The following is a 20,118-nucleotide window of genomic DNA, read 5'->3' as shown; positions in this document are numbered from 1 at the left end:
CGAACCTGCGGGTTCGCGTCAACCGCGCATGCCGCCTGAGTGGGGTTGTAGATTTTAGTCGGATTCAAAAAATCTTGGGTTGACTATGTCTTAGGACTTCGTTATACTTTGCTTAGGAATTGGCCGCAGTTTCTTGATTCTTTCGTGGCCCAGGAGAGCCGCTATTCATTCGCATGCTAACCACCTAGGCATTTCTATTTCCGTCGCAGGAGAGACGGCTAAATTGCGCAAACTACCACTCGGGCAAGATGGAGGACTTTGACGAAAAAAAACGCGCATAGGTCCGGTCCAGTCCGGTCCAGTCCGGACTTCGATTCACGTGGCCAAACGAAGGAGATTGATGACTTCTAACCGTGAATTCCTCTAGGAGAGCGAATTTCATTTGCTGTTTTCCTAGTCGACAAATTTGAACCTAGGCGGGGCGATTGACGTTGCTTCGGCGGCTGTTGAGAATCGGAGCAATCTCTGATGCGGCCCTTACTTACGAAAGTGAACGATGCAGCGACAAACGACCGGCGTTCCGGGATTGGATGAGCTTTTGGGGGGGGGATTGATCCCCGGCACGTTGACAGTGGTCGTTGGCGCGACGGGAATTGGCAAGACGCAATTAGGGGTACACTTTGCGCATGCCGGGGTCGCCGCCGATGGTCAGAGCGGCCTCTTTTTTGATATGAGCTCGCGCGGCGATTCGCAAAATCATGCCGCCTATGCACAGCGGATGGTCGATTGGCGGCTAACGCGATGCGATTCGCAGGCCAAGCCAAATCTCGACGATTTTTTTGCGCGTGATGCGGAGTACGGCAACTTCCTGCATGTGTTTGACTACGTTGGCAAGCGGGTCACCAAACGGGATCTCGACTGGGATGCCTGGCACGAGTGGCAAGGCGAATTGAACGAAAAGCTGGCGACAACCATCGGCTTTTTGTACGGCAATCTTTGTCGCGGCTCACGACGCGTCGTGATTGACGGAATTGAGCCGGTCGACACGCCGAGCGAATCGATCCAGTTCAATCTGTTTGAGTACGTCTATCACCAGATCGTGCGGAAAGATCCACTGTGGGTCGCACGAGATCTGTTTCGTCAAAAGTTCCGTGAGCATGCGGCGGAAGCAGAGCGTCACCTGTACGATCCGTCGGAGGTCGGGTGCATGCTACTACAGACCTCCAAAGAAGCGATGCTCGACGATTTAATCTCGCGTCCGCTCGACGAAGGAGACATCCTTTCGGGCGCGAATACCGTCATCTACTTGGGCAAGTTTATGGACGGGCGAAAACTACGTCGCGCGATGTATGTCCCCAAGCATCGTGGCAGCGCCGTAACCGACGAGATTGTCCCGTACACGATCGACGACGCTGGACTGCACTTTGAAGCGTAAAAACCGACGCGCAGTTTGACTAACCGCGGGCCATATCGGCGCGGTACTTGGCTTCTTCCGCTTTTTGGATGAACATCGGATCGCGCGTTCCTTCGAAGGCGCGTTGATAGGTCACTGAAAGTGCAGTGAAGTTGAATGAATCGGTCGGCTCTAGTTCGCAGACCTTTTCGGCATGTTCAACCGCCGAGGCATGTTTGCCCAGTTTTTGATCGACGACCGAGAGGGCCATGTGCGAGAGCACATGATTGGGATCGATGGCGAGCGCGGCTTCGTATTGGGCGGCGGCTTCGTCCAACTTACCGGCGTCTTTCAGGCTTTCGGCGGCTTTGTAGAGTTCTTTGGCGGTCGACATGGGGAAGCTCTAGCGGGTTGGAATCGGCGAATGGTGCAACTTTACCGAATTATACGTGATTTTCAGCGAAATCCCAGGCGTGCAGCAGGTTGCAAAGTTCAGTACATTAACGCTACCGCAGCAACGACTTAGGGCAAACTACAATTGATCGGCGATGCGAAACATGAGCGAGTATTTCATTCAAATCGGCGGCGAGCAACGCGGCCCCTTTTCTCGCTTTCAGCTTGAGTCGCAGCCGATTGCTGAATCGACCCCGGTTAGACAGGAGGGAACCGACGCTTGGCGACGCGCCAGTGACTTTCCTGAACTGCAGCCGATTTTCCGCCGCAGCAGCGGAAATCAGTATGGAGATTTTGGAGATTTAGTCGCCGAGTCTTCACCCTATGCGTCACCACAGGCCGAAGTTCGCGAAGCAGGGGGGAACCAGTCGAGGATGCCGCGAACGCTCGGAATTGTTTCCTGTTTGTTGGGGGGAGCGGCATGGCTGATTTTGTTCGGGTTTTTTGGCTTTGTGATTTATATGGCGGTGCAGGCAGAGCAGGGGGGCGGCGAACCGCCGGAGTCGGTGATGGTGGGAATCGGCCTCAGTTTCTGTTTCAACTTTGTTTTGATGCTAGCGGGGATTGTCATCGGAATGCTAGCGATCTTTTTGCCCGGCAGCGGCAAGGGGTGGGGGATCGCTGGCTTAATCTTGAATAGCTTGCCGCTGTTGATGTTAGTGGGGTTGCTGATCGTCGGGGCAGTCATGGGCTAATCTTTTTGGCCTTCACGCAGGCAGGCCTTTCGGGGTAAAACCGTGTAGATTTCGCAGGTTAGGACGTTTTGCGCGATAATCTTGCGTCGACTTCGTCGATATACCGAGGAAGTGAATACGCTACGGCTCACTTGGCAAGGATTGCTATCAAGCGCCGCTGGCAGGGCAATGCAACTACCATCAGCAAAAGGATTTGCTGTGACAGAAATCCACCCGACCGCGGTCATATCGCCTCAGGCACGCCTGGGCGCTGATGTTCAAATTGGACCATTTTGCGTCATCGAAGCCGGGGTAGTCGTAGGAGATCGCTGTCGACTGGAGTCCTTTGTCACAATCAAATCGGGCTCAAGCATCGGCTGTGATAATCGCATCTGCGATCATGCTGTCATCGGCGGCGCCGCCCAGCACATCCGGGCGCCTGAGCATTCTGGCGGACTAGTCGTAGGCGATCGCAATCAGATTCGCGAATTTGTCACGATCCATCGCGCCTTGCATGCTGGCGAACAAACCGTCGTCGGCAACGACTGCTTGCTGATGGTTCAGTCCCACATTGGGCACGATAGCATCATCGGCAACAACATCATTATTACCAACAACGCGATGGTTGCAGGACACGTCGTGATCGAAGATCGCGCCTACGTCTCTGGCGCCGTCGCGATCCATCAGTTTTGTCGCGTGGGACGCTTCGCCATGGTGGGCGGTCAAGCGCACGTGGTGCAGGACGTTCCGCCATATGTGACCGTCGACGGCTGTTCCAGCTTGGTCGTTGGTCTGAATTTGGTGGGACTAAAGCGTAATGGTTTTGATAGCGAAGCGATCCGCGAATTGAAAAAAGCGTATCGAATTCTGTATCGCTCAAACCTGACCAATGGAGAATCGCTAGAGCGGATCCGGATGGAATTTGCCGGGCGTCCGGCCGAACACTTCCATACATTTCTGCATAGCGGCAAACGCGGTTTCATCCAAGCTCGCGACCGTGGCCGCCAACGCCCGCTCAACGATGCCGTCAAACTGCGCGTGATGCCTGGCGAGCATGAAAGCGAAAACGTCAACGTCCGCCAAGCGGGTTAACCTGCTTCGCATAATCCAATCTGCTGCTTGTGACAAACGCTGACCACGCTCCTGGTCAGCGTTTTTTGTTGCGCAACGAGCTACGAAGGGATCAAAACAAAAAGGCCGCAAGCAATGCTTGCGGCCTCTTTGAATCTGGAATCAAACCGGGCAATCAAACAAAACGCTGCCCGCTTCGACTTACTTCTTCTTTTTCTTGGCGCCGTTGCGGATCGCAGCTTGGGCGGCCGCTAGGCGGGCGATCGGCACGCGGAACGGTGAGCAGCTGACGTAGTCGAGTCCCACGCGATGGCAGAAGTCGATCGACGCCGGATCGCCGCCGTGTTCGCCGCAGATGCCGACCTTCAGTTTCTTGCTGGTCGAGCGACCCTTGGTGACGCCCATTTCGACCAATTGACCGACGCCTGAGACGTCGAGCGATTGGAACGGGTCGATCGGCAACAGTTCCTTGTGCAGGTAATCCGGCAGGAACGTGTTGATATCGTCACGGCTGAAACCGAACGTCATCTGCGTCAGGTCGTTGGTGCCGAAGCTGAAGAACTCGGCATGCTCGGCGACTTCGTCGGCGGTCAGGGCCGCACGCGGAATCTCGATCATCGTACCGATCAGGATCGGCAATTCACCGGTGAACTTGGCCGCTTCTTTGACCTTGGCGATGGTTTCTTCGGCCAGGCCACGCAGCAGCTTCAGTTCGGCGGCGGTTCCGACCAACGGAATCATGATTTCCGGCTGAGCGTCGATTTTCTTCTTCTTGCATTCGATCGCGGCTTCAACGATCGCGGTGACCTGCATCTCGAGAATTTCGGGATAGGTGACGCTCAAGCGGCAACCGCGGTGACCGAGCATCGGGTTCGATTCGTGCAACTGAGCAACACGCGAACGCACCTTGTCAGCCGACACGCCGATTTCCTTGGCGATCTCGGCTTGCGCCTTGGAGTCGTGCGGCAGAAATTCGTGCAACGGCGGATCGAGCAGACGAACCGTAACCGGCAAGCCCTTCATCGCGGTAAAGATGCCGACAAAGTCTTTGCGTTGGAACGGCAGCAACTTGCCAAGCGCCTTGCGACGAGTCGCTTCGTCTTCGGCGAGAATCATCTCTCGCATCAGGCCGATACGTTCGTCTTCAAAGAACATGTGCTCGGTGCGGCAGAGGCCGATCCCTTCGGCGCCAAAATCACGAGCACGTTGCGAGTCGGCCGGCGTGTCGGCGTTGGTGCGAATGCCGAGGGTGCGATATTCGTCAGCCCATTTCATGACCTTCGAGAAGTCGCCTGACAGCTTCGGTTCGCTGGTCGGCACTGCGCCCAGCATCACTTCGCCGGTTGAACCATCGAGCGAGAGAATGTCTTTCGCGCCGTAGGTCTTGCCGCCCACTTTGATCTTCTTTGCTTTGGCGTCGATTTCGATCTCGCCGGCGCCGGCGACGCAGCAACGTCCCCAACCGCGAGCAACGACCGCCGCGTGGCTGGTCATACCGCCGGTGCTGGTCAAAATACCAGCGGCGCTGTGCATGCCGTCGATGTCTTCAGGGCTGGTTTCTTTACGAACCAGCAAGACCTTTTCGCCGGCGTGCGTACGCTGAACCGCTTCTTCGGCCGAGAAGGCCAAAGCACCAACCGCAGCACCCGGAGAAGCGGGCAGACCACGAGTCAGGACGGTGGCAGCGCTTTTGGCCGCGGCGTCAAAGCTGGGGAGCAGCAATTGGGTCAAGTCGTTGGCCGGGATGCGAGCCAATGCGGTCTCTTCGTCGATCAGGCCTTCTTTGACCATGTCGCACGCGATCTTCACCGCGGCGGGGCCGGTACGCTTGCCGCTCCGCGTTTGCAGCATGAATAGCTCGCCGCGTTCGATCGTGAACTCGATATCCTGCACGTCTTTGTAGTGAGCTTCGAGCGTGTCTTTGATCTCGATCAGCTGCTTGTAGACGGCGCGGTTCCACTTCGACATCTCCGAGACCGGCTGCGGAGTACGAATACCGGCGACCACGTCTTCGCCCTGGGCATTGATCAGGAACTCGCCGTAGAACTTGTTTTCGCCGTTGGACGGGTTACGCGTGAACGCGACGCCGGTGCCGGAGTCATCGCCCATGTTGCCGTAAACCATCGACTGCACATTGACGGCGGTGCCGAGCAGGCCGCGGATGTTTTCGACTTCGCGATAGCGAACTGCGCGGTGGGTGTTCCAGCTCTTGAAGACCGCTTCGATCGACAGCTCAAGTTGCTTGAGCGGATCCTGCGGGAAGTCTTCGCCGGTCGCCTTCTTGTAGACCGCTTTGTACGCTTCGCACAACTCGATCATCCCTTGGGCCGGGACGTCAGTATCAAGCGCGGCGCCGTACTTCAGTTTGATTTTGGAGAACGCTTCTTCAAAGTCGTGGTGATCCATGCCCATCACGACGTCGCCAAACATGTTGATCAAGCGGCGATAGGCGTCGTAGGCGAAACGCTCGTTGTTGGTCGCGTTCGCCAGGCCAACAACCGAAGCATCGGTCAGACCCAGGTTAAGAATCGTGTTCATCATGCCCGGCATCGAGACGGCGGCGCCGGAGCGAACCGAGACGAGGAGCGGATTCTTGTCATCGCCGAGCTTCTTTTTCAGCTCTTTTTCAAGAATCGCGATGTTCTTGGAGACTTCTTCCTGCATCGCCTTCGGCAGCTTTTTGCCACCTTTGTAGTACAGGTCGCAAACCTCGGTGGTGATGGTAAATCCAGGCGGAACCGGCAAGCCGATGTTGGTCATTCCGGCCAAATTCAAACCCTTGCCGCCAAGAATCGCTTTGCTGACTCCTTTGCCTTCGGTCTTGGTTTTACCGAAGTAATAGACCATCTTAGCGCTTTTGGCAGCCGCCTTCTTTTTCGCCATCTTTTCAAGCCTTCTGTACGTTGTGGTGCACGATGCGTGTTTTGTGGAAACGGATGTTTTATATGGTTACGAACTGTGAAAGCTGCGCCGGATAGGGGCGCTTTCTCCTACCACAGAACGGTATCTGCAAGCGAGACAAAGCCAGCAATGTAATGGAGGCTTCTTTCGAGCGTCAAGTACACAAGAAGTGCGGCGACGTCAGTTTCTTGGCCGAAAATAGGTTATTTTTCACTTCTCAACGAGGTGGCTCACGGCTCGCCAGCCGTTATGAATCTCGCTTTGCCGGGATGTGATCGACCCCCATAAAGGCGCGTAGCGCCGGCGGGATTTCGATCGATCCGTCGGCCTGTTGATAGTTTTCTAGCACGGCGATGATCCCGCGACTAATTGCGATTGCCGTGCCGTTAAGGGTGTGGGCAAACTGCGTTCCCTTCTCCCCTTTGGTTCTGTAGCGAATGTTTAGCCGCCGTGCTTGATAGTCGGTGCAGTTGGAAGTGCTGGTCACTTCCCCCCACTCGCCAGACTCGCCGCGGCCGGGCATCCAGGCTTCGAGATCAAATTTTCGATAAGCCGGGCCACCCAGATCGCCAGTCGCCGTGTCGACAACGCGATAGGGGATCCCCAGTCCATCGAAGATCTGGCACTCCAAATCGCAAAATTTGTCGAGGGTCGCGTCGCTTTGATCAGGCAGCGTAAATGCAAACATTTCGACTTTGGTGAATTGGTGAACGCGGTAGAGCCCCCGCGACGCGCGACCGGCCGAGCCGGCTTCGGTGCGATAACAATGGCTAACCCCGCAGTACAGTTGCGGCAGGTCTTCCGCCTCCAGCACTTTGCCGGCGTTCATGCCGCCTAGGGTGATCTCGGCCGTCGCAACCAAGTTGAGATCAGTATTTTCGACGCTGTAAATCTGAGTCTCAGGACCGCGCGGGATGAATCCGACTCCATGCAGGATCTCGGTCCGCGCCAGATCGGGAGTGATCGTCGGCGTGAAACCTTCTTTCATGAGGATCTCAAGCACATACCGCTGCAGCGCCAACTCAAGCAGCACCGCTTCGTTCTTGAGAAAGTAAAAGCCGGCGCCGGCAACTTGGGCGCCTGATTCAAAGTCGATCAGGTCAAGCTTTTCGCCCAATTCAACGTGGTCGAGAACTTTAAAGTCAAACTTGCGGGGCTCGGTCTTGCCGCGACGCAGTTCTAAATTGGCTTGATCATCGGCGCCAATCGGAGCGGCAGGGTGCGTCAGGTTAGGGATCAAACGCAGAAGATCGATGATCTCGGCGTCTAGACGATCAACTTCTTTCTGCGCGGCGTCTTTTTCTTCGCGCAGCTTGCGTCCTTCTTCGATAATCTGCGTGCGTTCTTCGGCCGAGGCTTTGCCGATCAGCTTGCTGGTCTCATTCGCGCGACGGTTGAAGTCCTCCGTCTCCTGTTGCTTTTGGCGGCGAGCTTTTTCGAGCGCAGCGACTTTGGCGACGTCAGCGTCAGCCCCACGGAGTCGGCAGTTTTCTTGGACGAGATCGACGTTGTCGAGTACGAACTTACGGTCGAGCATGATATAGACAGATCGGGGAAAGTTAGGCTTGGTTCGGGATAATTTTGCTGATCGTTTGCCACAGTGCGGCGCTGGCCTTGATGCCGCGATGGAAGTCGGCCAGACAGAACTTTTCATTGGGACTGTGGGTGTTGTCGTCGTTCAGTCCCCAGCCAAGCAGCAGGACGTCGACGCCCAACTGTTCGACAAATTGGGTGACGATCGGAATTGATCCCCCTTCACGAATGAAGACCGGCGGACGTCCAAAACCCTTTTCAATCGCCGCTGCGGCGGCCGTCATGTAGGGACTGTCCAGCGGCACGACGAAGCCGGGAGCTCCGTGGAAGTCGATCAATTCCATCTTAATGCCTGGCGGCACTAGCGCTTCGAGGTGCTTTTTGAGTGACTCCGAGAGCTGCGCCGGATCTTGGTGTGGAACCAGGCGAAAGCTGAATTTGGCGGAAGCTTTGGCTGGAAGCACTGTTTTAGCGCCTTCCCCCTGATAGCCGGTGGTAATGCCGTTGATGTCAAACGTTGGACGCGTCCAGCGGCGCTCAAGCGTCGAGTAACCAGACTCACCGCTGAGTCCCGCAACGCCAATCGAACGCATAAAGTCGGCGTCGTTAAAATCAAGCGACCCGAACTGTTCGCGTTCTTCGTCCGTCAGCGGATCGACATCGTCGTAAAAACCGGGGACTTGGACACGCCCTTTCTCGTTAATCAGCGACGAGAGCATCTTGGTCAGCGTGTTGGCTGGATTGGTGACGGCGCCACCAAAGGTGCCGCTGTGCAGATCTTGCTTGGGACCAACCAGTTTCAATTCGTAGTAGGCGATGCCTTTTAAGCCATAGGTGATCGCCGGCTGGCCGGGACCAAATTGGCTGGTGTCACTGATTACAACTACATCGCACTCCAACAGATCATCATGTTCTTTGATGAACGGCGTCAGATGTTCGCTGCCGATCTCTTCTTCCCCCTCGATCAGAAATTTGACCTGAATCGGGAGTTTGCCGACCGACTTCATCCAAGCTTCGACACTTTTGACATGCGTCAGCATCTGGCCTTTGTCATCGGTAGCGCCGCGAGCGTAAATGTTGCCGTCGCGAATGGTCGGTTCAAACGGTGGGCTCTTCCATTCCTCGAGGGGCTCTGGAGGCTGGACGTCGTAGTGTCCGTAGACCAACGCGACCGGTGCGCCCGGCACGGCAGGGCTTTCGGCATAGACAATCGGGTGTCCTGCCGTTTCATAAATTTTCGTTTCAAAGCCCAGCCCCTCAAACTGCCGATGCAACCATTGAGCCGCATTTTGTACATCCGCTTTGTAGCGGCTGTCGGTACTGACACTGGGGATCTTTAGCAACTCGCAAAGATCGGCTTCAAATTTGGCCCGATTTTCGGTTAGATACGTCTGTAGTTCAGACATGAATGCTCAGAATGAATTGAAAGATGCGCGGTCCTTGGATTGACCACAAAAAATAGTTCCCGCAGAAGACACTCGTACAATATAATGGCAGGCCGCAGCTTCGAGTATGCCACTGCCGCGAGCGGGAAACTGTTAGTGGATTGAAGTTTACGCGTATTCGCCTCAACCTTTGGACGGAAAGCATGGGGAACAACGAATCAGCCGTTGCTGAACCTTGGGAAGTGACTACGGTTAAAGCAAAACCGAAAACTGACCCCAAACGGAAAAAGCAGCCACGTTATAACGTGATTTTGTGGAACGATGACGACCATACGTACGATTACGTCATTTTAATGATGCGTGATTTGTTTGCACTTTCGATCGAAGCCGGCTTTAAAATCGCCGAAACGGTCGACTCCGCAGGCAAGGCCGTTTGTTTGACCACTACTAGGGAGCATGCCGAGCTAAAGCGGGATCAGATCCACGCTTATGGCAAAGATCAGCTTATGGCTCGATCGAAGGGGTCGATGTCGGCTACCATTGAGCCGATTGAGTAGACCTAAACTCCCCTGATTAACAATTTGATCTCAAACGAACCGATCCGCGCCTGGTGCGGGATCGGTTATTTTGTTGGCGATGATGACTGATAAAGCACTGAAAACTGTCACGTTAGGCTGCAAAGTCAACCAATACGAAACAGAACTTGTTCGCGCGGGTTTGGTGACTGCCGGCTATCGCGATGCGATCAGTGAAGAGCCGGCCGATCTATGTGTTGTGAACACATGCACAGTCACCAACGAAGGAGACTCAAAGAGTCGCCAGGTGATCCGCCGTTTGGCTCGTGACAACCCAAACGCGCGAATCGTGGTGATGGGATGCTACGCGACTCGAGCGCCAGAAGAATTAGCCGTACTCCCAAATGTCGTCGAAGTCGTTGAAAACAAGCGAGAAATTCCCGATTTGCTGGGCCGTTTCGGCGTGATTGACGTCCCCAGCGGGCTCTCGACTTTCAGTGACCGTCATCGCGCCTTCGTGAAGGTGCAGGATGGATGCTTGCTCCGCTGTACCTTCTGCATCATCCCGACGGTGCGGCCAGAGATGTACAGCCGCTCGAGCGAGGACATTCTCGCCGAGGTCGGCCGGCTGGCCGACTCTGGGTTTCGCGAGATTGTGCTAACGGGGATTCACTTAGGGCACTTTGGCGTGGATCGAAATCGGGGTAAACCAAAATCAGACTGGATGCGACTTGCGCATCTGGTGCGACAACTGGCGCAACTAAACGGCGACTTTCGCATTCGAATGAGCAGTATCGAAGCGACTGAAGTAACTCGCGAATTGATCGATGTGATGGGCGAATTCCCTCAGCGCGTCTGTCCCCATTTGCATATCTCGATGCAAAGTGGATCCGACTCGGTTTTGCGGCGAATGCGACGCCGCTGGGGAGCACAGCGATTTGTCGATCGTTGTAAGTTACTGCAGGCCAGTCTCGACAAGCCGGCGATTTCGACGGACATTATCGTTGGTTTTCCTGGAGAAACGGAGTCAGAATTCGAAGAGACGTGCGCTGTCTCGCGTGAAGTCGGTTTCTCAAAGATCCATGTTTTTCCGTTCAGTCCGCGTAAGGGAACCCCGGCAGCTGACATGCCAGATCACATTCCCGGCGATGTGAAAGCTGATCGAAGGCGTCGCCTGACCGAAGTGGAAGCGGAGTCACGACAAAGCTACTTCCGGTCGCTCGTGGGGCGACAATTGGAGGTATTGGGCGAATCCTGTCAGGCAACTCGGTCTGGCCGCAATCTGGTGCGGGGGACGGCGTGTCGTTACGCTCCTGTCGAGTTCGCGTCGTCCGCCGACGACGTCGGAAAGCTCCGCCGAGTGCTCGTTGAGTCTACCGATGCGGAGCATCTGGTTGCGACTCTGCTTTAATTTTGGTTTCACTAGCGAGAGATGGCGCGGTTGTAGCGAAGGCGCAAACCTTATGATCGTTCAATTTGCCAGCTGCTCGCGTTTTCTGCCGCGTAGATCGTCTTGCGTCGATGTAATAGAGGAAGGTGCATCCTGGCGCCGAAGGTAATCCCCGGTGAGGCGACGACAGTGGCGACTGCAATATCGAAAGAAGGTGGCATTCTCTTAGAAGCAGGCACCAACGAGGCGGAGATCCTCGTCTTTCAAGTCAACAATCAAAACTTCGGCGTGAATGTCGCGAAGGTGAAGGAAGTGCTGGAAATTGGCGAGGTAACGTCGATTCCGCACGGTCATCCAGCAATCGAAGGTTTGGCCCAGATTCGCAACGAAGTGGTGACGCTGGTGAATCTCGCCCGGTTTCTTTACGACGATGAAGAAGTCGTGGGGACGAGCAATGCGATAGATTATTTGCTGTTACTTGAATTCAATTCGCAGCAACTTGCTTTTCGCGTGCAGAGCATTCAGCGGATCTATCGCGTCAGCTGGGCGGCGACCAAGCCGTTGCCGGAGGCCCCCGGCATGAATCCCCCGGTTACCAGCATCATTTTGCTGGATGGCAAGCTCATTCAGATTCTGGATTTCGAATCGATTGGCAACAAGATCGGGCATCTCGATCATCTCGGCGCAAACCAGCAAAATCATATCGAGCATGTTGACGCCGCCAACTGTCCGATCGTGTTTGCTGAAGACTCTCGCATGATCTCAGAAATGATCTTAGATTCATTGCAGGCAGCGGGGTTTTCTAATGTCCAGGGATTTACGGACGGTGAAGACGCGCTCCGTTATCTACGTCAGATAGCGACAGGGCGGAACGCATCGACAATCCGTTCGGCCGTCAGTGTGGTAGTGACCGACGTCGAAATGCCGCGGATGGATGGTTTTAGTCTGACGAAACAGCTGCGCAGCAATCCATTGTTTGCCGACCTGCCGATCGTCATCTTTTCGTCGCTCGTCTCGCGCGATAACGAAAAGAAGGGGCGACAAGTTGGCGTGACCTGTCAGGTCGCGAAGCCGAGATATGACGAACTGGTCCTGAAGGTCCGCGAACTGGCCGAGGTTTACTAAGGCGGAGTCGCACCGTTCCACCGACCGGCATGCTAGCAAAGCTTGCCGTCCCTTTATCTCTCAATTTTTCGGCACGGTCTGTTCAAGTCGCCTTGCTCTGGCCGGGGGGCTTTTGCTACTGTTCGCCCCGGTCGCGCGGCCTTTGTAGGTCGCGACAATCTCTACGTCCGAGCGAATTTGAGAGCAAGGATGCGAAACTTACAGATACCGTTAGCGGCGTTCCTTTTGTCGGTGACTAGCGCTGCAGCGCTGGCTGCTCCTCCCTGGGCTCGCTTGATTCCGTTCAAAAGCGTTGAAGCCGACGTTAATCAGCCGTATCAGCTGACTGATACGAATGGTCCCTGGATGATCATGGCGACCTCTTTTAGTGGTCCTGGCGCGGCGCAAGACGCACACAACTTGGTGATGGAGTTGCGTAAGGACTTCAGCATGGAAGCCTACGTCTTTGAGCAGAAGTATGACTTCACCGACAAAGTGCAAGGCTTGGGCTTTAACCAGTACGGCGAACGGAAGATGATGCGTTACGCCGACGAAGGGAAATATACCAGCATCGCGGTGTTGGTTGGTAACTTTGAATCAGTCGATGACGACGGCTTGAAAAAGACGTTAGAGAAACTGAAGACGGCCAAGCCGAAGTGCATGACAAGCGAAACGCAAACCACGCAGAATGATGTGATCAAATATATGCGTCGCAAAATTCGCGAAGCGGTCACAGACGCGGAAAAAAAAGAAAAAGGCCCCATGGGGCATGCTTTTGTTTCTCGCAATCCGATGCTTCCTGACGAGTATTTCGCTCCCAAGGGGCTCGATCCATTGGTTCTGAAGATGAACGAGGGCGCGACGAATAGCTTGCTTGACTGCGAAGGTAAGTACAGTGTTCGCGTCGCAACCTTCTCGGGAGCGACCGAAGTTGACGCCAAGAGAATTGCCGAAATCGAAGAGGCCAACCAAATTAGCGGAAGCCGTTTGGCAATCGCCGCTGAAAAAGCGGAGCGGCTGACCTCTCGACTGCGCAAGCAAGGAGTGCCCGCCTACGTTTTCCACGATCGCTCAGAAAGCATGGTCACGGTGGGGTCTTTTGATTCGGTCGGTACGGAGCGTGCCGATGGCAAGATGGAAATCAACCCGCAGATCAATCGCATTATTAACGAGTTTCGGGCGACGCCTGAACTCGGCACCGCAAATTTCAAAGCCAAAACGATTGACGGAGTTCCGTTTGACGTCCAACCAATTCCGGTCACTGTGCCGAAGCGGAGCGTGGGCGCCGAGTACGCCAAATGGAACTTCTGGGAGAAGTAACTCCGCTGGCCGGTTGGCTAGCCGCTTTCAACATGAAGACTTCTCATCGGTGGATGAGAAGTCTTTTTATTTCTTGCACCCCGGTTTGGCCCGTGGTGTCAGGATTGCTAGATTGACGTGGATCCAGGTAAAAATCGAGGGAGCGGAAAATGGCGGGAAAGCGACGATTGGTGCTCGGGACGCACAACCAGAAAAAAGGGGCCGAGATGGCCAAGCTGCTCGCTCCACTAGGAATCGAACTTCAGACGTTGGCCCAGTCTCCCGGCGCGATTGAAGTCGAGGAGGATGCCGACTCTTTTGCTGGTAACGCTGAGAAGAAAGCGACGGAACAAGCGATCCGGTTGGGCATGTGGGTCTTGGCCGAAGATAGCGGACTGTGCGTTGATGCGTTGGCCGGCGAACCGGGGATCTACTCGGCCCGCTTCTCTGGTCTGGAAGCGACCGACGAGTCAAATAATCAGCTGCTGCTAGAAAAGTTGGCCGGCGTGCCTGCTGCTAGACGCAATGCGCACTACGTTTGTTGTATGCGATTGTCGTCTCCTCAGGGCGAAATCACCGCGGCCAGCGAAGGAGTTTGCTGCGGCCGCATCGTGGAAGTCGAGCGGGGAACCGGTGGTTTTGGATATGACCCGCTGTTCGAGCTGATTGAATATCGTCGAACGTTTGGAGAAATGGGTGGCGCGGTCAAAGCGATGCTTAGTCACCGAGCGAGAGCTTCTCGGCGATTGTTGCCTCAATTGCGACAATTGCAAATTTCAGGCAAGTGGGGTGGATAAGACCCAAGAAAAGAAAATGAGCGAGTCGTGGGATGACGTCGACTCGCTCTTTATAAAATGTAGACCGTCAGATGACCTTTGTAGATTAGCAAAGCGACTATAATCGTTGCAATAGCATTTGGGCAATTTTTGACGATTATTTTTCGGAGCTGAATCGTGATTGTGCAGATTTTGGCAGCGCGACAAATCTATCCAGCGCTGCTGGCAATTTGGATCGCCGTATCGATTCCAGCGACGGCCGATTGCGAAACAACGGCTGCGTGGATCGGCGAAAAGATGCCGGCATTGCTGACGATCTACAAAGATCTTCATGCACACCCAGAGATTTCGTACGAAGAATCGGAGACCTCAAAAAAGCTGGCCAACATCTTGCGCGACAGCGGATATGAAGTCACGACCTCGGTTGGGGGCTACGGCGTGGTCGCAGTTCTCAAAAACGGAGCAGGTCCCACTTTGATGATTCGGGCTGATATGGACGGTCTGCCGGTGACAGAACAAACCGAGTTGGTTTATGCGTCCCAAGAAATGATCACGACCCAAGATGGGATCCAGACTGGGGTGATGCATGCCTGTGGACACGATGTACATATGACCAACCTAGTTGGGGTCGCTTGGTATCTGGCGAGCCACCCGCAGCTTTGGCAGGGAACGCTGGTGTTGATCTGCCAGCCGGCCGAAGAACGCGGCGGCGGAGCCAAAGCGATGTTAGAGGCTGGACTGCTCGAACGCTTCCCGAAGCCTGACTACGGTTTGGCGTTGCATGTTGCTGCGACCTTGCCAACAGGGACCATCGGCTATCGTGCCGGGTACGCGATGGCGAATGTCGACAGCGTAGATATTACGGTGCATGGCCGCGGTGGGCATGGCGCATATCCCCAATCTACGATCGACCCGATTGTCCAAGCGGCCGAGTTGGTGATGTCGCTTCAGACGATTGTCAGTCGCGAGATTAAGCCGGTCGATCCGGCAGTTGTCACGGTCGGAGCAATTCACGGCGGCGCCAAGCATAACGTGATTAGCGATCGCTGCGAATTAAAACTAACCGTGCGAAGTTACGGCGAGAAAGTTCGTGCTCAATTAAAAGCGGCGATTACCCGGCGAGCCAACGCGATCGCTGCGGCGTATGATGCTCCCCCGCCGACCATCGATTACTTGGAGGGAACGCCGAGTCTCTTCAACGATCGAGAATTGGCAAAACGGATGGTGCGTGTATTTCGTGAGACTTTGGGAGACGAACAAGTTGTGCCAAGCGAACCTTCGATGGGGGGTGAAGACTTCGGCCGCTATGGTCAGGCAGGTGTTCCGATCTTGATGTTTCAGCTAGGTTCAGTAGAGCAAAAACGGTTGGATCGATTCGCCGAATTGGGACAAAGTCCACCTTCGCTCCATTCGTCGCAATATTATCCCGATATCGAGCCGACATTAGAGACAGGGTTGCAGGCAATGATAGCAGGCGCGATCGACCTGCTCCCTGTGGCAGCAGACCAGCGCAACTAGTATGCAAAAATTGCGAATAGGCCTGATGATCGGCGGCTATTTTTTGCTGGTCGCGGCAATCGTCGGCTCGATTAGTTCTGCGCGAACTTGGGCGCTAGTGGAATTGGATACAGCCGACAGTCGAGAGCAATGGAGCGAGTTTCGACATCAGGTGCAGATCCAGATGGAAGAGGGGGGAGCTCCGGTGGCGCGTACGGTCCCCAAAAGCACCGAACCACCCACTTTCGTTCTGTTAAGAGATCATCATTACCTCTTGATGGCCTTTGCTTTGCTGATAGCTTCGATGCTTTACTGGGTGACGGTTTGGATGATTCTCGGAGCGTTGCGAACCACCACCCATTTTGGCGCATCCGAGTCTTAGCAGCTCATACAGCATGAACAACCGTCTTGAGTTAGAATGAGTGCATGAGCCCGTCCAGTCGGCAAAACGAATCGCGACAACCAGAGCTGCACGTACGGCATTGGCCACTTGTGCAATCTCCTTGGGAGACAGGCGCAATGGCAGTTGCATTTGCGGCCGTGGGACTGGTCGCCTATTACGCATCCTCCAATCTTTTTCTGGGGCTGCTCTGCACGCTGTTGCTGCTCTTAACATCGTGGCGAATGTGGCTGCCGGCGATGTTTGAAATTGGTCCGCGCGGGGTCGTGCAAAAGAATTTGTGGGGCGTACGTCGCATCCAATGGCGCAACGTCGAAAGCTGCCAGTCGCAGCGCAAAGGGGTGTTGATCTATCTCACGGCTGACGCGGCGGCGGCGGCCGAGTTGAGCAATATCTATATCTCAGGGCCCGGTCAGGTTGACGAGATCCAAGAGATTATTGATTTCTATCTGCAGATCCGCCGCACAGGCGGCGGTTCTTCAATCTTGCGTCACGACGACAGCGCCGACTCGATCGATTCTCCCCCGGTTCCGACCTCGCGTTCTTGAGACGCGACAAGCTCACGGTGCCCGTGGTGCGTTAGGAGCGAATCCTACAGCCCGCTGGCATCTACCTTAAAGCAGGCTGCTTTGTGAGCCGCTCCCGCCAGTTTCGGCGGATTGCTGCGACAGAGCGCGTCGTCGACGATCGGGCAACGATCGGCGAACGGACAGCCGGGGTATTCTTTGTCCGGCGACGGGACTTCTCCATACAAGACGACCCGTTGTCGCGTCCGTTCAATCACTGGATCAGGCACCGGGATCGCCGAGAGCAGCGCCTGGGTGTAGGGATGCTGCGGCGATTCGTACAACGCTTCGGCCGGCGCCATCTCGACGATGCGGCCCAGATACATCACGCCCACCCGCGTCGAAATATGTCGCACCACCGACAGGTCGTGTGCGATAAACAAGTACGCTAGTCCCAGCTTTTGCTGCAAGTCCATCAGCAGATTGACGACCTGCGCTTGGATCGAAACATCGAGCGCAGAGACTGGCTCGTCGCACAAAATCAACCGTGGGCGAACCGCCAAAGCTCGTGCGATGCCGATTCGTTGACGCTGTCCGCCTGAGAATTCGTGCGGATAACGATTGATGTAACGCGGGTTGAGCCCGACCAGTTCCATCAGCCGCATTACTTCTAGTTTCCGATCGACGCCGCGCGCCAGCCGATAGATTTTGATGGGCTCGCCGATAATCGAGCCGACCGACATGCGAGGATTGAGGGACGCAAATGGGTCTTGAAATATCATCTGCACATCCCGGCGGTAGGGACGCATCGCGCTGCCGGTGAGCCCGTCGATCCGCTTGCCGTCCACATAAACTTCGCCCGAAGTTGGCGGGCTCAGATTGAGGATCGCTTTGGCGGTGGTTGATTTACCGCAGCCGGACTCGCCGACCAGCCCCAAAGTTTCTCCTTCGCTCAGCGTAAAGCTGATCCCGTCCACTGCGCGGACAAATCCCGTTTCGCCGGTGAACCAGCCGCCTCGGCGATAGGGAAAGTGAACCTTCATGTCGCGCACTTCAAGCAACGGGGGCGTCGCCACCTTAGCGATTAAGCTTTCTTCTTTCATTTCCAGCGTCACGAAAGTTCCTCGCTGATTTGCGACAGTGCATCGTGTCGCGGAGCTTCATCAATGTTGACCAGACATGCGTAACTGCCCCCCGTCTTGGAATCGACCAGTGGTGGATCGATCGTGCTGCAATTAGCGATGCTAAAGGGGCAGCGCGGGCGAAACGAGCAGCCCCCAGGCAGCTTGGAAAGGTCGGGCGGCTGCCCCGGGATCGGGCGAAGTTCCGCTTCTAGCTGATCAACGCGAGGCGCCGATTCGAGCAAGCCCAGCGTGTACGGATGACGTGGGTTTTGAAACAGTTCATCAACTGTCGCTTTTTCGACCACGCGGCCGGCATACATCACCTGGACGCGATGCGCGATGTTGGCGATCACGCCTAGGTCGTGCGTGATCATTAAAATCGCTGTCCCTTCCTGCTCTTGTAGCTCTTTCATGAGCTCAAGAATCTGCGCTTGAATCGTCACATCGAGCGCCGTGGTCGGTTCGTCAGCGATCAAGATGTCTGGCTTGCACGACAGCGCCATCGCGATCATCACGCGTTGCCGCATTCCGCCTGAGAATTGATGCGGATACTCGAAGACCCGCTTACTGGCCGACGGGATGCCAACTTTCTCGAGCATTTCAATCGCATGCGCAGTCGCTTGGCGCGCCGAAAAGCCCAAGTGCCGACGCGTCACCTCGGATAATTGATCTTCGACCGTCAAAAACGGATTAAGCGCGGTCATGGGATCTTGAAAGATCATCGCGATCCGGTTGCCGCGGATGTTTGACAACTCACGTGTCGACATTTTTAGCAGGTCTTGGCCCCGATAGATGGCGCGGCCCGAGGCGATCTTGCCTGGCGGTTGCGGAATCAGCCCCATCAGCGCCAACGAGGTAACCGACTTGCCAGAGCCTGACTCGCCGACTACTCCCAGGGTCTCGCCGGCGTGTAGTTCCCAATCGACGCCGCGGACCGCAGTCACCAAGCCGTCGTCAGTATGAAACTCGACGCGTAGGTCTTCGACGCGGAGCAGCGGTTCTTTACCCTGGTTCGTTGACATGCTGGCTCCTTAGCGATTCTTCATGCGGGGATCGAGAGCGTCGCGAAGGCCGTCCCCGAGAAAATTGAGCGAGTACAACGTAGAAGCCAAAGCTAGCGCAGGAAAGACAATTAACCACCAGTAGATCCGAATCGGAGTGATCACCTTCAGACCTTCGTTGGCGAGCAGCCCCCATGAAACATCCGGCTCTTCAACACCGATCCCCAGGAACGAGAGAAAGGCCTCAAACAGCATGACCGACGGAATCGTCAGCGTCAGGTAAACAATCACCACACCCAGGACGTTGGGGACCAAGTGAACAAAAATGATCCGGGTCGAATCAGCGCCGATGGTGCGAGCTGCGTCGACAAATTGTTCATTCTTCAAGCTGATGATTTGACCACGCACAACGCGGGCCATCGTCAGCCAATAGATGGCGCCGATCAAAAAGTAAAACGCGACCAAACGGTTAATGCCGATGTTTTCTAACGGCTGTTTGATCGTCGGTTCGCTGATCACCATGACCACAAAAATCACGATGAAGATGAACGGGATCGAATAGAGAATATCGACTACTCGCATCATCGCGTCGTCGACATGCCCGCCGGCGAATCCCGAGATCGCGCCGTAGCTCACGCCGATGATTAGCGAAACAAAGGTCGCAACCACACCGACGATTAACGACACGCGAGCGCCCCAGAACAGACGTGACAGCAAGTCGCGGCCCAGATGGTCAGAGCCGCACAGGCTGGGAATCGCCCAATCGCCGAAGATCGCCAAGCGAGTACGGATCAGGAACTCGTCAAAGCCGCCGGGGTCGTTCCAAAGCGATTTGATTGCGGCGTCCAGCTCGTCGGGAGTCTTGCCGGTTAAACCAAGCTGCACCGCATTTTGATTGGGGGCCGCAAACGACCGATCTTGCAAATGCTGATCGACCGGCGATTGCAGCGGAAAGATGGGGGTCAGCACCGCTGCGATGCTTAGCAAGATTAAAAACGCCAGCGATCCCATGGCGACCCAATTGCGGCGCAGGCGACGCCAAGCATCTTGCCAGAGTGAGACCCCCTGGATCGCGTCAGCGTCGCGCAGCATTTCGCGATAGCGATCCAGCGGCGGCAAAGCCGATTCAAAGTTGCGGTTGTTCGAGTTCAAGAGG

General features: G+C 55.4%; 18 protein-coding genes. 11 read left to right on the top strand and 7 right to left on the bottom strand.

What is annotated here, in order from left to right:
- Positions 1–496 precede the first annotated feature (496 nt).
- Positions 497–1,375 (top strand): RAD55 family ATPase, encoded by an 879-nt coding sequence (locus tag SH421x_RS20980; RefSeq protein WP_488851972.1) that lies wholly within the window; start codon positions 497–499, stop codon positions 1,373–1,375.
- A gap of 19 nt (positions 1,376–1,394) precedes the next feature.
- Here the strand turns inward: SH421x_RS20980 and SH421x_RS20975 are convergent, their stop codons facing one another.
- Entirely contained in the window at positions 1,395–1,727 is a 333-nt protein-coding gene (locus SH421x_RS20975) for a tetratricopeptide repeat protein (RefSeq protein WP_488851971.1), read from the bottom strand.
- Positions 1,728–1,890: 163 nt separating this feature from the next.
- On the opposite strand from SH421x_RS20975, the gene SH421x_RS20970 reads away from it, so the two are divergent.
- Both SH421x_RS20970 and lpxA read left to right on the top strand, forming a co-directional pair.
- Complete coding sequence (locus SH421x_RS20970; protein ID WP_488851970.1) at positions 1,891–2,481, top strand: DUF4339 domain-containing protein; 591 nt, start codon at positions 1,891–1,893, stop codon at positions 2,479–2,481.
- 198 nt (positions 2,482–2,679) lie between these two features.
- On the top strand, positions 2,680–3,552 hold the full coding sequence (gene lpxA / locus SH421x_RS20965) for an acyl-ACP--UDP-N-acetylglucosamine O-acyltransferase (RefSeq protein WP_488851969.1): 873 nt from the start codon (positions 2,680–2,682) through the stop codon (positions 3,550–3,552).
- 180 nt (positions 3,553–3,732) lie between these two features.
- Here the strand turns inward: lpxA and ppdK are convergent, their stop codons facing one another.
- The 3 genes from ppdK to SH421x_RS20950 form a co-directional block, all read right to left on the bottom strand.
- On the bottom strand, positions 3,733–6,414 hold the full coding sequence (ppdK, locus tag SH421x_RS20960) for a pyruvate, phosphate dikinase (RefSeq protein WP_488851968.1): 2,682 nt from the start codon (positions 6,412–6,414) through the stop codon (positions 3,733–3,735).
- A gap of 265 nt (positions 6,415–6,679) precedes the next feature.
- Positions 6,680–7,969, bottom strand: coding sequence for a serine--tRNA ligase (serS, locus tag SH421x_RS20955; RefSeq protein WP_488851967.1), 1,290 nt, complete (start codon positions 7,967–7,969; stop codon positions 6,680–6,682).
- A gap of 22 nt (positions 7,970–7,991) precedes the next feature.
- Entirely contained in the window at positions 7,992–9,371 is a 1,380-nt protein-coding gene (locus SH421x_RS20950) for a dipeptidase (protein WP_488851966.1), read from the bottom strand.
- Positions 9,372–9,553: 182 nt separating this feature from the next.
- On the opposite strand from SH421x_RS20950, the gene SH421x_RS20945 reads away from it, so the two are divergent.
- The 8 genes from SH421x_RS20945 to SH421x_RS20910 all read left to right on the top strand — a co-directional run bounded on the left by SH421x_RS20945 (position 9,554) and on the right by SH421x_RS20910 (position 16,879).
- Positions 9,554–9,907 (top strand): ATP-dependent Clp protease adaptor ClpS, encoded by a 354-nt coding sequence (locus SH421x_RS20945; protein WP_488851965.1) that lies wholly within the window; start codon positions 9,554–9,556, stop codon positions 9,905–9,907.
- Positions 9,908–9,986: 79 nt separating this feature from the next.
- Positions 9,987–11,276 carry a tRNA (N(6)-L-threonylcarbamoyladenosine(37)-C(2))-methylthiotransferase MtaB gene (gene mtaB, locus SH421x_RS20940; protein WP_488851964.1) on the top strand — a complete coding sequence of 430 codons (1,290 nt, stop codon included), beginning with the start codon at positions 9,987–9,989 and terminating at the stop codon, positions 11,274–11,276.
- Positions 11,277–11,444: 168 nt separating this feature from the next.
- Complete coding sequence (locus SH421x_RS20935) at positions 11,445–12,380, top strand: chemotaxis protein (RefSeq protein WP_488851963.1); 936 nt, start codon at positions 11,445–11,447, stop codon at positions 12,378–12,380.
- Between the two features lie 189 nt (positions 12,381–12,569).
- Entirely contained in the window at positions 12,570–13,679 is a 1,110-nt protein-coding gene (locus tag SH421x_RS20930; protein WP_488851962.1) for a hypothetical protein, read from the top strand.
- Positions 13,680–13,828: 149 nt separating this feature from the next.
- Positions 13,829–14,455 carry an RdgB/HAM1 family non-canonical purine NTP pyrophosphatase gene (rdgB, locus tag SH421x_RS20925; RefSeq protein WP_488851961.1) on the top strand — a complete coding sequence of 209 codons (627 nt, stop codon included), beginning with the start codon at positions 13,829–13,831 and terminating at the stop codon, positions 14,453–14,455.
- 156 nt (positions 14,456–14,611) lie between these two features.
- Positions 14,612–15,952, top strand: a complete 1,341-nt coding sequence (locus SH421x_RS20920; protein ID WP_488851960.1) for a M20 metallopeptidase family protein — start codon at positions 14,612–14,614, stop codon at positions 15,950–15,952.
- A gap of 1 nt (position 15,953) precedes the next feature.
- Positions 15,954–16,313 (top strand): hypothetical protein, encoded by a 360-nt coding sequence (locus tag SH421x_RS20915; RefSeq protein ID WP_488851959.1) that lies wholly within the window; start codon positions 15,954–15,956, stop codon positions 16,311–16,313.
- Positions 16,314–16,450: 137 nt separating this feature from the next.
- Positions 16,451–16,879, top strand: coding sequence for a hypothetical protein (locus SH421x_RS20910; protein ID WP_488851958.1), 429 nt, complete (start codon positions 16,451–16,453; stop codon positions 16,877–16,879).
- 44 nt (positions 16,880–16,923) lie between these two features.
- Here SH421x_RS20910 and SH421x_RS20905 read toward each other — a convergent pair whose 3' ends face one another.
- Genes SH421x_RS20905 through SH421x_RS20895 form a run of 3 tightly spaced genes read right to left on the bottom strand, consistent with a single transcriptional unit; the run spans position 16,924 to position 20,114 of the window.
- Positions 16,924–17,940, bottom strand: a complete 1,017-nt coding sequence (locus tag SH421x_RS20905) for an ABC transporter ATP-binding protein (RefSeq protein ID WP_488856469.1) — start codon at positions 17,938–17,940, stop codon at positions 16,924–16,926.
- Positions 17,941–17,948: 8 nt separating this feature from the next.
- Positions 17,949–18,983 (bottom strand): ABC transporter ATP-binding protein, encoded by a 1,035-nt coding sequence (locus SH421x_RS20900; protein WP_488851957.1) that lies wholly within the window; start codon positions 18,981–18,983, stop codon positions 17,949–17,951.
- A gap of 9 nt (positions 18,984–18,992) precedes the next feature.
- Complete coding sequence (locus SH421x_RS20895) at positions 18,993–20,114, bottom strand: ABC transporter permease (protein WP_488851956.1); 1,122 nt, start codon at positions 20,112–20,114, stop codon at positions 18,993–18,995.
- Positions 20,115–20,118 lie beyond the last annotated feature (4 nt).

The sequence above is a fragment of the Blastopirellula sp. SH421 genome (assembly GCF_057808535.1).
Note: the sequence above shows the minus strand (reverse complement) of the source record. Positions and strands in the feature narration are given on the sequence as shown.